Origin of the sequence: Mangrovibacter plantisponsor, from assembly GCF_003182475.1 — a bacterium.
Lineage (GTDB): Bacteria > Pseudomonadota > Gammaproteobacteria > Enterobacterales > Enterobacteriaceae > Mangrovibacter > Mangrovibacter plantisponsor.
The window spans coordinates 1-17,273 of the sequence record NZ_QGTS01000007.1 but is presented as its reverse complement, the minus strand read 5'-3'; the positions used below and the strand labels follow the sequence as shown (position 1 = coordinate 17,273).

At 51.9% G+C, this 17,273-nt stretch carries 13 protein-coding genes; all 13 read left to right on the top strand.

The genetic code is table 11. The annotated features are described in order from the left end of the window. Positions 1–224 precede the first annotated feature (224 nt). The 13 genes from phrB to DES37_RS12210 all read left to right on the top strand — a co-directional run bounded on the left by phrB (position 225) and on the right by DES37_RS12210 (position 17,251). Positions 225–1,670 (top strand): deoxyribodipyrimidine photo-lyase, encoded by a 1,446-nt coding sequence (gene phrB, locus DES37_RS12270; RefSeq protein ID WP_110026217.1) that lies wholly within the window; start codon positions 225–227, stop codon positions 1,668–1,670. Further along, entirely contained in the window at positions 1,667–2,410 is a 744-nt protein-coding gene (locus DES37_RS12265; protein WP_036109393.1) for a type 2 GTP cyclohydrolase I, read from the top strand. Before phrB ends, DES37_RS12265 begins: the two co-directional genes overlap by 4 nt. Before the next feature lie 43 nt (positions 2,411–2,453). After that, positions 2,454–3,110, top strand: a complete 657-nt coding sequence (gene pxpB / locus DES37_RS12260; RefSeq protein ID WP_036109390.1) for a 5-oxoprolinase subunit PxpB — start codon at positions 2,454–2,456, stop codon at positions 3,108–3,110. Then, positions 3,104–4,039 (top strand): 5-oxoprolinase subunit PxpC, encoded by a 936-nt coding sequence (gene pxpC / locus DES37_RS12255; protein ID WP_110025972.1) that lies wholly within the window; start codon positions 3,104–3,106, stop codon positions 4,037–4,039. Before pxpB ends, pxpC begins: the two co-directional genes overlap by 7 nt. 745 nt (positions 4,040–4,784) lie before the next feature. Then, the gene (gene tssB / locus DES37_RS12250; RefSeq protein WP_110025971.1) at positions 4,785–5,282 is read left to right on the top strand and encodes a type VI secretion system contractile sheath small subunit; all 498 of its coding nucleotides are present in this window, start codon (positions 4,785–4,787) and stop codon (positions 5,280–5,282) included. A gap of 33 nt (positions 5,283–5,315) precedes the next feature. Continuing rightward, positions 5,316–6,863 (top strand): type VI secretion system contractile sheath large subunit, encoded by a 1,548-nt coding sequence (gene tssC, locus DES37_RS12245; RefSeq protein WP_110025970.1) that lies wholly within the window; start codon positions 5,316–5,318, stop codon positions 6,861–6,863. Between the two features lie 15 nt (positions 6,864–6,878). Further along, on the top strand, positions 6,879–8,219 hold the full coding sequence (tssK, locus tag DES37_RS12240; protein WP_110025969.1) for a type VI secretion system baseplate subunit TssK: 1,341 nt from the start codon (positions 6,879–6,881) through the stop codon (positions 8,217–8,219). Further along, on the top strand, positions 8,216–8,905 hold the full coding sequence (tssL, locus tag DES37_RS12235; protein WP_110025968.1) for a type VI secretion system protein TssL, short form: 690 nt from the start codon (positions 8,216–8,218) through the stop codon (positions 8,903–8,905). Before tssK ends, tssL begins: the two co-directional genes overlap by 4 nt. Then, positions 8,902–10,620, top strand: a complete 1,719-nt coding sequence (locus DES37_RS12230) for an OmpA family protein (protein ID WP_110025967.1) — start codon at positions 8,902–8,904, stop codon at positions 10,618–10,620. Before tssL ends, DES37_RS12230 begins: the two co-directional genes overlap by 4 nt. Positions 10,621–10,623: 3 nt before the next feature. Next, positions 10,624–11,115, top strand: coding sequence for a type VI secretion system effector Hcp (hcp, locus tag DES37_RS12225; RefSeq protein WP_110025966.1), 492 nt, complete (start codon positions 10,624–10,626; stop codon positions 11,113–11,115). A 180-nt stretch (positions 11,116–11,295) separates the two neighbouring features. Beyond that, positions 11,296–13,980 (top strand): type VI secretion system ATPase TssH, encoded by a 2,685-nt coding sequence (gene tssH / locus DES37_RS12220; RefSeq protein ID WP_110025965.1) that lies wholly within the window; start codon positions 11,296–11,298, stop codon positions 13,978–13,980. Next, complete coding sequence (locus tag DES37_RS12215) at positions 13,977–16,322, top strand: type VI secretion system Vgr family protein (RefSeq protein ID WP_110025964.1); 2,346 nt, start codon at positions 13,977–13,979, stop codon at positions 16,320–16,322. The genes tssH and DES37_RS12215 overlap by 4 nt, the downstream gene beginning before the upstream one ends. Continuing rightward, positions 16,322–17,251, top strand: a complete 930-nt coding sequence (locus DES37_RS12210; protein ID WP_110025963.1) for a hypothetical protein — start codon at positions 16,322–16,324, stop codon at positions 17,249–17,251. The genes DES37_RS12215 and DES37_RS12210 overlap by 1 nt, the downstream gene beginning before the upstream one ends. Positions 17,252–17,273: the final 22 nt, after the last annotated feature.

Here is a 17,273-nt window from a genome sequence, read left to right as displayed (position 1 = left end):
TTTCTCCATGGCATTTTTATATCCATTCCCAGTGCCAAAATACCTGGCTAAACTTACAGGTAAAAGTGATAAGGAGTGGATATGCGAGAAAAAAAAGGCCCAGCCCCAGTCAGACACTTGTGGTTAAGTCATCACTTACGGCCGGTACCCGCTTTGCATTTTGAGCAACAGCGGCCTTTGCTGGCATGCCTGTTCTTTACTGTTGGGGGCAAAGTGTCTTCATGATGCCCACTCAACAAACTGTCCATTTAGTCTGGTTTCGCCAGGACTTACGTATTACCGATAACCTGGCTTTGGCTGCTGCATGCAACAAGGATGATGCTAAGGTTATCGCCCTGTTTATCGCCACCCCTGTGCAATGGCGCAGCCATAGTATGGCTGCACGCCAGGCGTGGTTTATTCGTGAGCAGGTAGTCTTGCTGCGTCGTTCCCTGGGAGAAAAAGGGATCCCTTTGTATTACCTTCGTGCGGCTGATTTTGCTGATTCGGTCAGTAAACTGGCGGCCTTCTGCGAAGCACAAAGTGTGTCGCACTTGTTTTATAACTATCAATATGAACTGAATGAAAGGCGCCGCGATGGGCAGGCTGAACAGCTTCTGTCTGGTAAGGTCACATGCCAGGGGTTTGATGACAGCGTTTTACTACCACCAGGCAGTGTGCTGACAGGCAATAACGAGATGTTTCGTGTCTTTACGCCATTCAGCAAAGCATTCTTGCGCCGCCTGCGTGAAATGCCACCGCAGTGTGTTCCTGCACCTCGGGCGCGTGGTCCGGCAATCAGTGATGACACACCTGTCGAGTTTGATTACCCACTGCAACCAGTTGATACAGCACAATTTCCCCCTGGCGAAAAAGCGGCATTACAAAAGCTGCGTACGTTCTGCCAGCAGCAGGTTCAGGATTACCAGCAACAGCGTGATTTCCCGGCACAGGATGGAACCAGCATGCTTTCCCCCTGGCTGGCAACAGGTGCATTATCACCACGCCAGTGTTTTCAGCGATTGCTGGCGGAGCACCCGCATGCCATGGAGCTCGAAGGTGGCGCAGCTGTGTGGCTGAATGAGCTTATCTGGCGTGAGTTCTATCGCCACTTACTGGTTGCCTGGCCTGCGTTGTGCCAGCACCGGCCATTTATTGGCTGGACGGATAACGTCACCTGGTCACATGACAAAGCATTACTTGCTGCATGGCAGCAGGGAAAAACCGGCTACCCCATTGTGGATGCCGCAATGCGGCAGTTAAACACGACTGGCTGGATGCATAACCGGTTACGGATGATTACCGCCAGCTTCCTCACCAAAGATTTACTGATTGACTGGCGGGAGGGCGAACGCTGGTTTATGGAGCAGCTTCTGGATGGCGATTTTGCTGCCAACAACGGTGGCTGGCAGTGGGCCGCCTCCACGGGAACAGATGCAGCCCCGTATTTTCGTATTTTTAACCCTGAAACCCAAAGTACCCGTTTTGATGTTCAGGGGGCTTTCATTCGCCAGTGGCTGCCGGAACTCAGTCTGGTTCCTGCCAGTGCAATTCATAACCCGTGGAAATGGGCAGATAAGCAGGGTGTTGCTCTTGATTACCCCCGCCCGGTTGTGGACCATAAAACGGCACGTTTACATACGCTGGCTGCCTGGGAAGCCGCAAGAGAAAAAATGAAGGATGAACAATGAATAATATTGAACTGGAACAAGTAATTAATCAGAAGTTGAATGCCGCAACTTTTAATGACTATGCCCCTAATGGATTACAGGTTGAAGGCCAGCCAGAAGTGCAAAAGATTGTCACAGGGGTTACCGCAAGCCAGGCGCTACTCGACGAAGCAGTAAGGCTGGGAGCTGACGCGGTGATTGTTCATCATGGTTATTTCTGGAAAGGTGAATCGCCCGTTATTCGGGGTATGAAGCAGAAACGATTGAAAACCTTGCTGGTTAATGACATTAATCTTTATGGCTGGCATTTACCCCTTGATGCTCATGAAGCGCTGGGAAATAACAGCCAGTTAGCTCAATTGCTGGGGATTACTGTAAAAGGTGTGATTGAACCGCTGGTGCCCTGGGGGGAAGTCGCAATCCCGGTTTCCGGGGCGGAGTACGCATCCTGGCTGGAAGCACGCTTAGGCCGCAAACCGCTTTGGTGTGGTGACAATGGCCCGGAAAAAATTACGCGTGTCGCCTGGTGTACAGGTGGTGGGCAAGGCTTCATTGATAGTGCTGCCCAGTTTGGTGTGGATGCATTTATTACAGGTGAAGTGTCTGAACAGACGATTCACTCGGCCCGCGAACAGGGTATCCATTTCTTTGCCGCAGGGCACCATGCAACTGAACGTTATGGGATAAAAGCGTTGGGTGAATGGTTAGCTGCGCAGTATGGGCTGGATGTGATGTTTGTGGATATAGACAACCCGGCATGAGTTCTCTCTGATACATGGGTCAGCAGTACCACAGGAGGCGGGAGTGCAGCGAGCGCGGTGTTATTTACTGGGTGAGAATTGCGTCGTTTTATCTCTGGAGCCACCAGTAAGCCTGGAAAGCCAGCAACGGATATGGGGACTGATGCAGCGCCTGCAAGGAATGCCAGAGGTTCTGGAAGCGATAGCAGGGATGAACAATATCACGGTGATTCTGCGTGTTGCCAACAGCAATGCGCTGGATGCTATTGAACGGTTACAACGCTGGTGGGAAGAGAGTGAAGCCTGGACTCCTGAATCCAGGCGCGTGGATTTCCCGGTCGTGTATGGTGGGCAACAGGGGCCAGATCTCGGCGAAGTCGCCCGCCATTGTGGCATGACTCCCTCACAAGTAGTGGAGCGCCATAGTAGCGTGGAATATGTGGTGTATTTTATGGGGTTTCAGCCGGGGTTTGCTTACCTGGGTGAACTGCCTCATGAACTGGCAATCCCGAGAAGAGCTGAGCCCCGGCTGAATGTGCCTGCAGGCACAGTAGGAATCGGTGGTGAACACACTGGGATTTACCCTCTTGAAACCCCTGGCGGCTGGAACCTGATTGGCCGAACGTCTCTGGTACTCTTTGACCCGCATCGCGAGCCACCTGCGTTACTGATGCCGGGTGACCGCGTGCGTTTTATTCCGCAAAAGGAGGGTGTATGTTGAAAATACACCATGCCGGGATACATACCTCTGTTCAGGATGGCGGCCGCTCTGGCTTCCGGCAACTGGGCGTGAGTCTGTGCGGTGCACTGGATCTTCCTGCATTACGTACAGCTAACTTACTGGTTGGCAATGATCAATACGCTGCTGGCCTGGAGGTGACTCTGGGCAATTTTGTGGCTGAGTTTACCGCCCCTGGCTGGATAGCGCTGACCGGAGCCGGGTGTGAAGCAACGCTTGCGGGAAAACCAATGTGGACGGGGTGGTGTTTTCCAGTAAAGCCCGGTGAGCAGCTTCAGTTACGCCAGCCCAGGAGAGGTATGCGCAGTTATCTTGCCGTCAGTGGCGGCATTGCTGTTCCTGATGTTATGGGTTCCCGTAGTACCGACCTTAAAGGCGGTTTTGGTGGGCTTGACGGGCGGCTGGTTCGTGATGGAGACAACTTACTGGCAGGTGAGCCAGAACGCGTCGTGACGCGTTCCCGTGGCGTTAAACAACTGCTGTGGAATAATCGGGTACGGGCATTGCCTGGCCCTGAATATACGGATTTTACCCTGGCGGCCAGGCAGGATTTTTGGCGTAATGGCTGGCAACTCTCGGCACAAAGTAACCGCATGGGGTACCGGCTGGTGGGAAACAGCCTGGAGCGTGAATCTGACCAGGAATTGCTCTCTCACGGGTTGATTCCTGGAGTGGTGCAGGTGCCACCAAATGGGCAGCCAATTGTGCTGATGGCTGACGCCCAAACCACAGGGGGCTACCCGCGTATCGCCTGTGTGATTGAAGCAGACAGGTATCACCTGGCGCAGTTACGCCTTGGCGAACCCCTGCATTTTATGCAGTGTACTCATGAAGAAGCCCACCGTGCCTGGGTTGAGCAAGAGCGCTACTTTGAGCAACTGGCAAGGTATCTGGAACAAGAGACTCCCTAACTCATACCAATAGAGTTACATGGCCGCCTGAGCTTATTGCCGGGCGGCTTTTTTATTCCTGAAGGCGGCTGTTGTACTGGATGTGTGGGGGTGGCGTATGGGTATTTCTTTTGGAAAGTCGGTTTTTAATATTTCTGAATGGTGGTGAATGTTTCCTGAAAAATAAACCCTGTGGATATTAGATGTTGTTTCTTTTTTTATTTTTACGTTCTTATTTATTCTTTGAGTGTGATTCTTATATTGTTCTGGCGTTTTATACCCCGACACTGGCCATTGTTATTTTTTAATCGGTAGTGCAGGTAAGTGAAGTATTTTTATTTATACAAAGGTTTTGTCTATTGGTACTTGTGTTTACCCCATTACTGCTTTTATTTAATTAGCCTGCTTTTACTGATGAATGGTGGTTTTTATTCGTTTTTATCTCAACTATTACTCTGAATTTTCTACCTGTTACGCTCTGTGTTGTGGTTTTTAAAATTGGAAATGTGTTTATTTTTAGAATTTATTTCTTGTTATTTGTATTTTATTAGTGTTATATACTATTTTTGTGATTTTTAAACTAACTTTCATCTGCTGCCACATCTGGATCTGTGTTCTCTTATATACGCATAAAACAACAATGCACCATATTTATATTTAACCTCGTAAAATTAACGTATTTAAATATTCTCACCTGTCTATTATTGTATGTCAGGGCAAAAGCCCGGCTTGCGCCAATAAAACATTCACTAATGAGAGAGGGGATATGAGCGATAGCTTCCAAAGGGAAATACCGAAAGCACGCATTAACTTGAAACTGGATCTGCACACCGGAGGAGCACAGAAGAAAACAGAATTACCTTTAAAATTATTAGTTTCTGGTGATTTTAGTAATGGCAAGGAGACGCTGGCATTATCTGAGCGGAATAAAGTTAATATTAATAAAAATAACTTTAATAGCGTGCTCGCTGACTATTCACCCTCTGTGAGTATGGCCGTCGAGAATACGCTGGCGGGTGATGGCAGCGAAGAAAATGTCAGCCTGACCTTCCGTGACATGAATGATTTTTCTCCCGAACAGGTTGCCCGGCAAATCCCTCAGCTCAAAGCAATGCTGGCTATGCGGAACCTGCTCCGTGACCTGAAAGCCAACCTGCTGGATAACCAGTCTTTTCGTAAGGAGCTGGAAAAAATCCTGCTTGACCCTTCCCTGAGCGCTGAGCTGCGTAACGAGTTATCTGCGCTGGCGCCAAAACAGGCATAACACCAGTAACAATTTTAACGGACTAAATAAGGAATGCTGATGGCTGTAAATACTGAAAGCGCAACCACTGGGGATAGTGTGGTGCTGGAACGCCCTCAAACAGGCAGTGTGTATACCTCGTTGTTTGAGAAAATTAATCTTAACCCGGTTTCAGAACTGAGCGCGCTGGATATCTGGCAGGATGCACAGGTGATGTCTGACGCTACGGCCGATGAACGCCTGACTGCGGGCATGCAGGTTTTCCTTGAGTGCCTGAGTAAAGCCGGGGCCCGTGTGGAAAAACTGGATAAACACCTGATCGATCACCATATAGCGGAGCTGGACTGGCAAATCAGCCGCCAACTGGATGCCGTGATGCACCACGAAAACTTCCAGTCAGTGGAATCCTTGTGGCGTGGCGTTAAATCTCTGGTGGATAAAACAGACTTTCGCCAGAACGTCAAAATTGAACTCCTGGATTTATCCAAAGATGACCTGCGCCAGGATTTTGAAGATGCGCCAGAAATTATTCAGAGTGGCCTGTATTTGCAGACTTATGTTGCTGAATACGATACACCGGGTGGTGAGCCGATAGCGGCATTCATTTCTGCGTATGAATTTGATGCATCCGCTCAGGACGTTGCACTGCTGCGCAATATTTCAAAAGTGTCTGCGGCAGCGCATATGCCTTTCATTGGCTCGGCAGGCCCGGCATTTTTCCTGAAAGACTCAATGGAAGAAGTCGCGGCCATTAAAGATATTGGCAACTATTTTGACCGTGCGGAATACATCAAATGGAAATCTTTCCGTGAAACGGACGATTCCCGTTACCTTGGCCTGGTGATGCCACGAGTACTTGGCCGCCTGCCTTATGGCCCGGACACAGTACCAGTACGTAGCTTTAACTATGTTGAAGAAGTGAAAGGGCCGGATCACGATAAGTATTTGTGGACCAATGCGTCATTTGCCTTTGCTGCCAATATGGTGCGCAGCTTTATCAATAATGGCTGGTGTGTACAAATCCGTGGTCCACAGGCGGGTGGCGCAGTCCAGGATCTGCCAATCCATTTGTATGATCTGGGGACGGGCAACCAGGTGAAGATCCCTTCTGAGGTGATGATCCCTGAAACCCGCGAGTTCGAATTTGCCAACCTCGGTTTTATTCCACTTTCGTATTACAAAAACCGCGATTACGCGTGTTTCTTTTCGGCAAACTCCACCCAAAAACCTGCGCTGTATGACACGGCTGATGCAACAGCGAATAGCCGTATTAATGCGCGGTTGCCCTACATTTTCTTGCTGTCGCGCATCGCGCATTACCTGAAGCTGATTCAGCGTGAAAACATCGGTACCACGAAAGATCGCCGTTTACTGGAACTGGAACTGAATACCTGGGTGAGTGGGCTGGTAACAGAAATGACTGATCCGGGCGATGAGTTGCAGGCTTCTCATCCACTGCGTGATGCGAAAGTGGTTGTCGAAGATATCAGTGATAACCCGGGGTTCTTCAGTGTGAAACTGTATGCGGTGCCCCATTTCCAGGTCGAAGGCATGGATGTCAACCTGTCGCTGGTTTCCCGGATGCCAAAGGCGAAATCTTAACAAGGCAGGAAGCCGATGAAAGCGGAACAACCGTTATGGGGGCGAGGAATTATGCTCTCTCCCCAGCATTTCCAACAACAGGCTGCGTATGCAGCCTGGTCTGCCGAATGTATTGCCAGAATGGGGCTCAACCACCCGTGGGGGGTGGTTGAGGTTTCGTTTGAAGCCGATGCACTGAAACTGGGCCATATCCAGGCTCGCCACTTACATGTCCGTTTCCAGGACGGCACATTGATAGATACCAACAACGCGGATGCATTGCCACCCACGTTACCTCTGGATGGCGAACCTCATGAAACGACAGTGCTTCTCGCATTACCACGGATGCGTGCCAATGGTGGCAATTGCCTCAAACCTGAAGAAGTCGCCGCTCGCCCAATACGCTTTCGCCAGGCCTGGAGTGATGTACGTAATCACTATGGGGACGATGACCGCCAGATTGCCATACTCCAGCCAGAGCTGAGCCTGCGCTTTGCTCACCAGGAAAATGGCGATTTCCATACCTGCCCTGTGGCCCGCCTGATTCAGGATTCACAGGGAGTATGGCGAGTGGACGAGACTTTCCTTCCGCCGTTACTCAGTGTGCACAGCAGCCCATGGCTGGTGGTTCACCTGGAACAACTGATGACCCAATTACGTGCGCGGCTTGCCCGGCTGATGGCCATGCGGCGTGAAAGCAATGAGCGTATGGCAGATTTTGCTGTCGCAGATGTGTCTTTGTTCTGGTTACTTAATGCACTTAACAGTGCGGAACCGGTACTCGGGCAATTCCAGTACCACCCACAGTCACCCGTGGAACGCCTGTATCCTGAGCTTGCCCGGCTTGCCGGTAGTTTGCTGACATTTTCTCTGGAGCACCAGGTTACTGCCATTCCTCACTACCGCCATGACGCACTGAACGACGTCTTCCCGCCATTATTTAATTTGTTGAGTGATCTATTAGAGGCCAGCCTGCCATCACGGGTCGTGTCTATTGAACTGACTTGTGACACACGCCTGCGCCTGTGGTCGGCGCGGCTGCACGACCCTCGGTTGCGCGACGGGGCCGACTACTACCTTTCGGTACGCTCGCCCATACCTGCAGCGCGGTTGCAGGAGCAGTTTCCTCTGCAATGCCGCGTTGGTAGCCCGGACTTTGTCACCAGCCTGGTGAATGCGTCTCGTCAGGGTATTCCACTCAAGCCGTTGCACCATGTCCCGGCGGCTATCCCCTTGCGCCTGGAAAACCAGTACTTCTCCCTTGATTTGTCTCATCCGGCGGCAAAAGAAATGCTGGAAAGCGGCAGTTGCATGTTCTACACCCCGGGCATGCTGGGCGAACCTGAACTTGAACTTTACGCGGTACTGAGAACATGAGTGAACAAATATTCGAAGTTACCAAACCTGTTGATATAGATGCACTTTTGCATAGTATCTGGCTGCAGGTTATCAGCTTACGCCACAGCCCTGAATTTAAGTCCGGCGAAGGGGCGATATTGTGGGAGCGCTGTGTCGAGAACATTACCGGGGCGCAACAGGCGCTGCAAGCAACACAACTGGATGAAGTGAGCTGCCAGCACATTCTCACTGCACAATGCGCGCTACTGGATGAAACGGTTAAAAGCCGTGGTGTTCAGGATGATGCCTGCGTGCAGTGGTACAGCATTCCTCTTGAAGGGCATTTTTTGGGCACGATGAATGCGGGAGATACCCTTTGCGACCGCATGCGCGCAGTGTTGCGTGAGCCTGCGCCGGACCCGGCGGTTTTGGTCTGCTTCCACCGGGTTTTGATGTTAGGTTTTTTGGGCAGTTATCGTTCACTGGATGACCCGGAGCGTAACAAACTGGTCAATGCGCTTAATGACAGAGTTGGCGGTATCACCTGCTCAACCGCGCAACCCGTTTTGGACGAAAGGTTCAATGACGTGGGGGTAATGCGTTGTTTTTCCTCATGGCCTGCTCGCATCGGCCTGGCTGTGTTCATGCTGGTTGTGTTGTGGCTGGGGCTGGACCTGTGGCTGGACCTGGTTCTGGCAACCCGGCTGCCTGAGGTGGCTCAATGACACCCACACAACAGCGACTGCTGGCGTTATGGGCCGCACTATTAATCAGTGTGCTCTGCCTCGGGTTACTGCCTGTCTCGCGTTTTACTGCTGTATTGGCGGTGGTTGTTATTTGGGGAAGTGCCGCGGTATGGGTGGGGGTGCTAAGCCGCCGGGAAAACACAGGCGCTTTTGCCTGGTTTTCTGACTTGCCCGGCGTGGCATACCGCCAGCCTGTCGTGTTGGTTTGTGGTGATTTGCCAGGCAACTGGCCAGATACATCACCCGTTCTCACTGTGAGCCAGGGCTGTTGGATAAGAGTCGACAACCCTCATGACCTGGCAGTAGTTACCCGCGAACTGTTGTCTCAACGCCCCGGCTGGGGCCGGCAGCTTTCGGTAATGGTCTGCATTTGCCCACAACAGCATGGGGACCAGGAAACGCTCACCAGCCAGTTGCTCGCCTTGCGTTGGCAAATAAGCCAGTTACACCGTATTACCGGGCAGGCGGTGCCGTTATTGCTCAGTAGCCTGGTGGGCAGTGCAATGGTGAAGGATATGCACTGGCAATCTGCAACACCGGAGGGGCTTATCCGTGTATGGAATAGTCCATCTGTACCGGAAACAGTGACCGACTGGCTCAGGCTTAATACGCAGGAACCCGCGTCGGTTGAGCCCACGGTGTTGATGAGCAGCCTGGCAAACTGGTTCAGCCACTATGTCCAGGCCGTGTTTATAGATACAAAACCAGATATGCCGCCCATTAAACCCACCGCGGTGGTTTGGGGAATAAGCCCGGTTCTGGCGGGATGTTTACCCAGGTCAGTCTGGGCTGAATGGTTACACCGGCATACAGCATTAAATAGCGTCGCTGGCTGGCACCCTGCCGGACCTGGCAGCATGGTAATGCCACTGTTGCCTGATTTTATTCTACCGCTGCTGCCAGAGGGTGAGGGGATAACCCCCAGAGAACGTATGTTGCGCTACGGTTTTGTGCTGTTCACGCTGAGCATCGGCGCGGCTTTAGCCAGCAGTGCCTGGAACAACCAGCAATTACTGCAACGCATCAGTTTCGATTTACAGCATTACCACCATATTGGCCCGGCAGATAGCGGGCAGAAGGCGCCAGCGGTCAATGTGCTGCGCCTGCACGCAACCCAACTGAATAGCTGGGCCCGTAACGGTAGCCCACTGCACCTGAGCCTGGGGTTGTACCGGGGGGAGCATTTGCGTGCACCGGTTATGGCCGCTATCCAGTCTTATGTTGCACCGGTGCAACCTGTTGTTTCCACAACGCCGGAAACACGCCAACCCAATATTATTCACCTCGATAGCATGTCCTTGTTTGATGCCGGGAAATCTGAACTGAAACCAGGCTCCACAAAAGTTCTGGTGAATGCGCTGGTTGGGGTTAAAGCCCGTCCGGGGTGGCTGATTCGCATAACCGGGCACACCGATAACACCGGGAGCACGCCACTCAACCAGGCGTTGTCACTGAAACGGGCTGAGTCGGTGCGTGACTGGATGCGCGATACCGGCGAAATACCGGAAAACTGTTTTGCGGTTCTGGGGCATGGTGCAAGCCGCCCTGTCGCAACTAACGATACAGCGGAAGGCCGTGCGCTTAACCGCCGTGTCGAAATCAACCTGGTTCCACAGGCGAATGCCTGTCTGGTAGCAGGTTTATCCTCTGCGCCATCACAGGATGGTGGCGTATCACGAAACGAAATGGAGTAACAAATGGCAATTCCTGTTTATCTTTGGCTGAAAGACGATGGCGGTGCTGATATCAAAGGTTCGGTAGATGTTCAGGACCGCGAGGGTAGCATTGAAGTGGTGGCGCAGGAGCACAACCTGTATATCCCGACCGATAACAACACCGGGAAGCTGACTGGCACCCGTATCCACACGCCTTTTTTGTTCACCAAAGAAATTGATTCCGCCAGCCCGTATTTATACAAGGCGGTGACCACTGGCCAGACGCTGCAGTCAGCTGAATTCAAGTGGTACAAAATCAACGATGCGGGCCAGGAAGTGGAGTACTTCAACACCAAACTTGAGAACGTGAAAGTGGTGAAGGTAAACCCGGTCATGCATGACATCAAAGACCCATCTTACGAGAAACACAACCACCTGGAACGCATTGAACTGCGTTACGAAAAGATCACCTGGACTTACAAAGACGGCAACATCATTCATTCCGACTCATGGAATGAGCGCGCCACAGCATAAGTTACCTGGGCGGGCAGTTTCGGCTGCCCGCTTTTCTTTTCGCTGAGCGTCCGTTAAGCGGGTGTTCAGCAAAAAATACCAAAAACCCCAAACCAGACCTGATGCGCTTAGGTTCCTGATAGCAAGGAAAAGCGATGGGCGGTAGCGTGCCTGAAGGTCTCTGACAGCGAGTGAAAGAATATGGAAAATTCAGCGAACCTGTTACGTCGTCTCAACCCTTACTGTGCCCGTGCACTGGAAAGTGCCGCCTCTCTGTGCCAAACCCGGGCTCACGCAAAAATTCATCCTGAACACTGGCTATTAAAGCTATTTGAACAAGGCGAGGGGGATCTGACGGTACTGGGGCGCCGTTACGAGTGGGATATGGACGCGCTGTGGCAGGACTTAATGAACTGGCTGGATGCGTTACCCCGTAAGGTCCATATCCGGCCAGGGTTATCAGATGAGCTTCTGGCGTTGTTGCAGGAAGCCTGGTTGCGAGCCTCACTGGCTGGGGAAGAGCAAATTCGCAGCGTTCACTTGCTGATGGCTCTGGTTAGCAAACCTCGTCTGGTGTCATGTGATGGTTTGTGGCCGTTGATGACCTTGAGACAAATTCAGTTAGACCGCCTGCGTTCACTCCTGGACACGCAATCTGACGAGCGACTTGATGCCCAGCAGAATGACGAACTGTCCCATTCACTGCTTGATAATGTCACCCTGGTGGGCCGTTCGGAAAGCCAGCAAGACAATACGGCAACACTGAGCAACACATTACAAAATACACTGGAAAAATTTACCGTTGATGTGACTGCCAAAGCCCGCAAAGGGGATATCGACCCGGTATTTGGGCGCGATACTGAAATTCGCCAAATGATAGATATTCTTTCGAGGCGGCGTAAAAACAACCCTATCCTGGTCGGTGAGCCTGGTGTCGGGAAAACAGCGTTAGTTGAAGGGTTGGCCCTGCGCATTGCACAGGGGAATGTCCCTGAATCCCTTAAGCCTGTCACCCTGCGCACTCTGGATCTTGGCCTGTTACAGGCCGGTGCCGGGGTGAAAGGGGAATTTGAACAACGGCTGAAAAATATTATTGATGCGGTACAACAATCATCAGAACCCGTACTGCTGTTTATCGATGAAGCTCACACCATTATTGGCGCAGGGAACCAGGCTGGTGGTGCAGATGCCGCTAATCTGCTTAAGCCTGCTCTGGCAAGAGGCGAGTTGCGTACTATCGCTGCTACGACCTGGAGCGAATATAAATGCTATTTCGAACGTGACGCTGCGCTGGAGCGCCGTTTCCAAATGGTGAAAGTTGATGAGCCTGATGATGACACCGCCTGCCTGATGCTCAGGGGCCTTAAGTCCCGTTATGCGCAACACCACGGTGTTCATATTACGGATGATGCCGTGCGTACAGCGGTGGCTTTATCGCGCCGCTACCTGACCGGGCGCCAGTTACCGGATAAAGCGGTTGATTTGCTGGATACTGCCGCGGCTCGTGTTCGCATGAGCCTGGATACGTTACCAGAGGCTATAACCAGCTACCGTTCGCACATTACATCGCTCGAAATGGAGCGCCAGGCACTTCAGGCTGATATTGATGCGGGAGGTGAGGTGTCTGATGAACGCATTACTGCACTTGAACAAGAAGAAATTAACCTGGTGGTCGCGCTGGATGAACTGGAAGCGCAATACGGCCAGGAACAGGCTTTGATTGAACAGATTCTGGCTTGCAAAAAACACACAACCGGTTCAGCAAAGAGAGCCTCCCTGCTTAAGCAATTGCGCCTGATTCAACAGGAGCAGGCGCTTATCTACCCGGATGTTGAACCCCGCACGGTGGCCAATGTTATTGCAGACTGGACGGGAGTACCGCTCTCTTCGTTGATGAAAGACGAACAAACTGAGTTGTTAAGCCTGGAGCATAAAATTGGCAAGCGCGTGGTTGGTCAGGAAGCCGCGTTGAATGCCATCGCCCGGAGGTTGCGGGCTGCTAAAACCGGGCTTACGCCTGAAAATGGCCCTCAGGGCGTTTTTCTGCTGGTTGGCCCGAGTGGTACCGGTAAGACAGAAACCGCACTGGCGCTGTCCAGCGCGTTGTACGGTGGTGAGAAATCACTGATTACCATTAATTTATCTGAATACCAGGAACCCCACACGGTTTCCCAGTTAAAAGGCTCACCACCAGGTTATGTGGGGTACGGGCAGGGAGGTATTCTGACTGAAGCAGTGCGTAAACGCCCCTACAGTGTGGTGTTGCTGGATGAAGTCGAAAAAGCACACAAGGATGTAGTAAACCTGTTCTATCAAGTTTTTGACCGTGGTTTTATGCGCGATGGGGAAGGCCGTGAAATAGACTTCCGCAATACAGTGATATTGATGACATCTAATCTGGGTGGCGACTTGCTGATGCAAATGCACGACGACCAGCCCACAGCCACCGATGCCGATTTATATGAATTACTGCGTCCGTTATTGCGTGACCATTTCCAGCCTGCGCTGTTGGCGCGTTTCCAGACAGTTATTTATCGCCCGTTATCGCCTGCGGCTATGCGCGCTATCGTCGAAATGAAACTGGCGCAGGTGAGCCAGCGTTTGCAGCGCCATTATGGGCTGAAAACACAAATAGAAAACAGCCTGTATAGCGCATTAACCAGTGCCTGTCTGTTACCTGATACTGGTGCGCGCAATATCGACAGCCTGCTTAACCAGCAAATTTTGCCGGTACTGAGCCAGCAACTGCTGGCTTACCTGGCGGAGAAACAACTGCCCCAGAGCCTGGCACTGGGTTGGAATGAGTCTGAAGGGGTTACTCTGGCATTTGGCGCGCCTGCTGGCAATGCTGATACCCCCACTACTTGTAGTAGAGGTGCGAAATGAGCAGCAATCCTTCTCAGGTGCTGTTCAGCCACAGCCACCATTTACTGAAGATTAAAGATTGCCAGTCACAGCCGGATGTCCTGGCTTTTGAAGGCCGTGAGGCGCTGAGTGAGCCATTCAGTTACCGCATTGAGTTTACCAGTACTGATCACAGCATTGGCCGGGAAAGTATGCTGATGAAAACGGGTTCCCTGACGCTACAAGCGCCTGTAGATCAGGGCTACGGTATTAAAGTTCGCCAGCCAGTGCGAGTCATTCAGGGGGTGGTCACCGGGTTTGAACGCCTGAGCACATCTAAAGACGAAACACACTATGCGGTGACGTTGCAACCCCGACTGGCGCTGCTTTGCCGGACTCGTCATAACGCGATTTACCAGGATATGTCAGTTCCGCAAATTGTGGAGAAAATCCTGCGTGAGCGCCATAAAATGCGTGGGCAGGACTTTCTCTTTTCACTGACCAAAACGTACCCACGTCGTGAACAGGTAATGCAGTACAACGAGGACGACTTGCAGTTTATTACTCGTTTGCTTGGCGAAGTGGGGATCTGGTTTCGCTTCACCACTGACACGCGCCTGAAAATTGATGTTGCGGAGTTCTACGACAGCCGGCAGGGTTACGAAACGGGCCCTGTACTCCCTTCGGTTCCGGTTTCCGGGCAACTTGACCGGGGGGAAGAGTCCGTGTGGGGGCTGGAGAGCCGGTACCAGGTAGTGGAAAAAGCGGTCAGCCTGCGGGATTACAACTACCGGGAAGCCGTAGAGGATATGAATATCCGGGTGGATGTTGCCCGTGATGACCCAGGCACTTATGGTGAAGCGTACCACTATGCCGACAACTACCGCGTTCCCGGTAGTATTTATGAGCACAACCCTCCACCTGAAAATGGAGTGTTTTACGCCCGAATGCGCCATGAACGCTACCTGAACGGGCTGGCAACGCTTTCCGGGGTGTCCAGCTGTGCCACGCTGTGCCCGGGGCAGGTACTGAAGGTAACCGGCGGCCATGAAGTGACGGAAGCCTTCGCTCGCGGGGTGGCGATTACCTCCATCACCAGCCATGCGCGGCGTGATAAGAGCCTGCAGGTGAGTTTTGGCGCGATACCAACTAACCCTGATTACAGTTTTCGCCCACCACGGGGTTGCCGGCCAGTAATGGCCGGGACGTTACCCGCCAGGGTGACCAGCACAACGAAAAACGACCCTTACGGGCATATTGATAAGTTCGGGCGTTATCGGGTCAACATGTTGTTTGACCGGGATGACTGGGAACTGGGCTCGGAAAGTATGTGGCTACGCCAGTCCCGGCCTTATGGTGGAGATACCTTCGGCCTGCACTTACCTTTACTGGCCGGAACCGAGGTGGCAATAGGGTTTGAAGATGGTAACCCCGACCGCCCCTACATTGCCGGTGTGCTGCATGACTCAATACACCCGGATCTGGTCACCATCCGTAATTATCGCCGGAATGTGTTACGCACCCCGGCGAACAATAAAATCCGCCTGGAGGATAACCGCGGCCAGGAACATATCAAAATCTCCACTGAATACGGTGGCAAAAGCCAGTTAAACCTGGGCCACCTGGTGGATAGCGAGAAACAGCAGCGCGGTGAGGGGTTTGAGTTGCGTACCGACTGCTGGGGGGCAATACGTGCTCAGGCCGGGTTATTTATCACTGCTGACGCGCAGATTAAAGCTCAAGGGAATGTACTGGCAATGGATGCTGCTTTAGGTACCCTCAGGCAGGCACATGGGCTGGCGCAGTCATTAAGTGAAGCTGTGTCTGTTGCTCAGGCCGAGCTGGCACAACTCCGTGCGCAAAAGGATTTGCTCGAATCTTCATTAAAAGACCTGCAGATGTCCGCATTGCTGTTGAGTGCGCCAGACGGAATTGCACAAGTCTCGCCACAAAGCATTCAGATCAGTAGTGGGCAAAATTTCATTCAAACCTCCGGAGAAAATAGCGACTTCAGCGTATTTAAAAAATTCACGGTTGCTGCCGGAGAAATGGTCAGCCTGTTTGCTAAAACGTTGGGTATTAAAATATTCGCGAATCAAGGCAAAGTGGATATTCAGGCGCAGGGTGGGGAAATGTCCTTGACCTCGCTTAACGCGATGAATCTCACCAGTAAAGATGGCGAAATAACACTCCAGTCAAGTAATAAACTGACTCTGTCCAGCGGGAAGACTGCTTTGGTAATAGAGCCTTCAGGTATCACGTTAATGACACCCGGAGATCTGAACATTAAATGCACCAGTTGGCACAGGGAAGTCGCGCAGAGTTATAGCCCATCGCCGGTGAGTGTACCGCCAACTGCAACCTGCGTGGAGAATAACCGCTGATGAATGCTCCGGACATGTCGCTGCCGGATAGTCTCAATGCCCGGTACGATGAGTATCGTTATCTGTTACTCGACCCCATCAAACCAGTGGCTCCCTGGAGCCCGGTGAATGTGGATAATCTCTATCAAACAGCCGGGCGTGAGGCTTTTTCTATTGTTCCCAGGCACGACCTTGCCTGGTCACCTGAACATTGCCCTCAGCTATTGTTACTGGCACCACCGCAGGCGTCCTGTGATGCCATTCTGGTTCAGAACAGTGAAATATATTCACGCAATGAAGTGCTGCATGAGAAGCGCTATATCTGTGGGTGGTTAAGTTCACCGCTTCCCCCGAAAGAAATGGCAAACTGGCTGGCCGAATTGTGTACAAGGCTAACAACTGACAGTGTTGTGCCTGTTTATGAACCATTCAGGCTTGAGCTGTTGAGTATGGTTGCTGAGCCTGCGTTGCTGGCATCGCTGCTCGCACCTGTTAACGCGTGGCACATAGCGTCTGTCACTGGAAAGTTAATCACATTACGGGGTGAGCAACAGAGTAATGGTAGCCGTCTTAGCTGGCGAGCGGAGCTGGTATTAAACAATATTCACCCAATACGGCTTTTGTTGTCTGAGTGGGAAAAACAGTGCGCAGTGCTTTCAGAAAATGCGGTATCCCTGGCAACCGATGCCTGGATAACCTCAGGGGAAAGCAAACTTCATCATTTTAACGACCGTTTTTTTCTGGCGCTCAATAACCTGATTCTGGGCGTTGATATGACGCAACATCCCGCTATACAGACGTTGTTACAGCAAGTAGCTGATAACCCCGGGCTGTATTTCACCCAGGTGATAGAAAACATTGACGATTCAGCCTGGCAGGCCCTGCATCCTGCCGGGCCTTTAACGGAAAGGAGTTCCGGCGATGAATATCAAAGAACAGATTGCCCGTAATGCACTCGCAGCACGCCAGGCT

Bases quoted from the DNA above. Each gene is read 5' to 3' on its own strand.
- phrB (WP_110026217.1), top strand. From the start codon at position 225: ATGCCCACTCAACAAACTGTCCATTTAGTCTGGTTTCGCCAGGACTTA.
- DES37_RS12265 (WP_036109393.1), top strand. From the start codon at position 1,667: ATGAATAATATTGAACTGGAACAAGTAATTAATCAGAAGTTGAATGCC.
- pxpC (WP_110025972.1), top strand. From the start codon at position 3,104: ATGTTGAAAATACACCATGCCGGGATACATACCTCTGTTCAGGATGGC.
- tssB (WP_110025971.1), top strand. From the start codon at position 4,785: ATGAGCGATAGCTTCCAAAGGGAAATACCGAAAGCACGCATTAACTTG.
- tssC (WP_110025970.1), top strand. From the start codon at position 5,316: ATGCTGATGGCTGTAAATACTGAAAGCGCAACCACTGGGGATAGTGTG.
- tssK (WP_110025969.1), top strand. From the start codon at position 6,879: ATGAAAGCGGAACAACCGTTATGGGGGCGAGGAATTATGCTCTCTCCC.
- tssL (WP_110025968.1), top strand. From the start codon at position 8,216: ATGAGTGAACAAATATTCGAAGTTACCAAACCTGTTGATATAGATGCA.
- DES37_RS12230 (WP_110025967.1), top strand. From the start codon at position 8,902: ATGACACCCACACAACAGCGACTGCTGGCGTTATGGGCCGCACTATTA.
- hcp (WP_110025966.1), top strand. From the start codon at position 10,624: ATGGCAATTCCTGTTTATCTTTGGCTGAAAGACGATGGCGGTGCTGAT.
- tssH (WP_110025965.1), top strand. From the start codon at position 11,296: ATGGAAAATTCAGCGAACCTGTTACGTCGTCTCAACCCTTACTGTGCC.
- DES37_RS12215 (WP_110025964.1), top strand. From the start codon at position 13,977: ATGAGCAGCAATCCTTCTCAGGTGCTGTTCAGCCACAGCCACCATTTA.
- DES37_RS12210 (WP_110025963.1), top strand. From the start codon at position 16,322: ATGAATGCTCCGGACATGTCGCTGCCGGATAGTCTCAATGCCCGGTAC.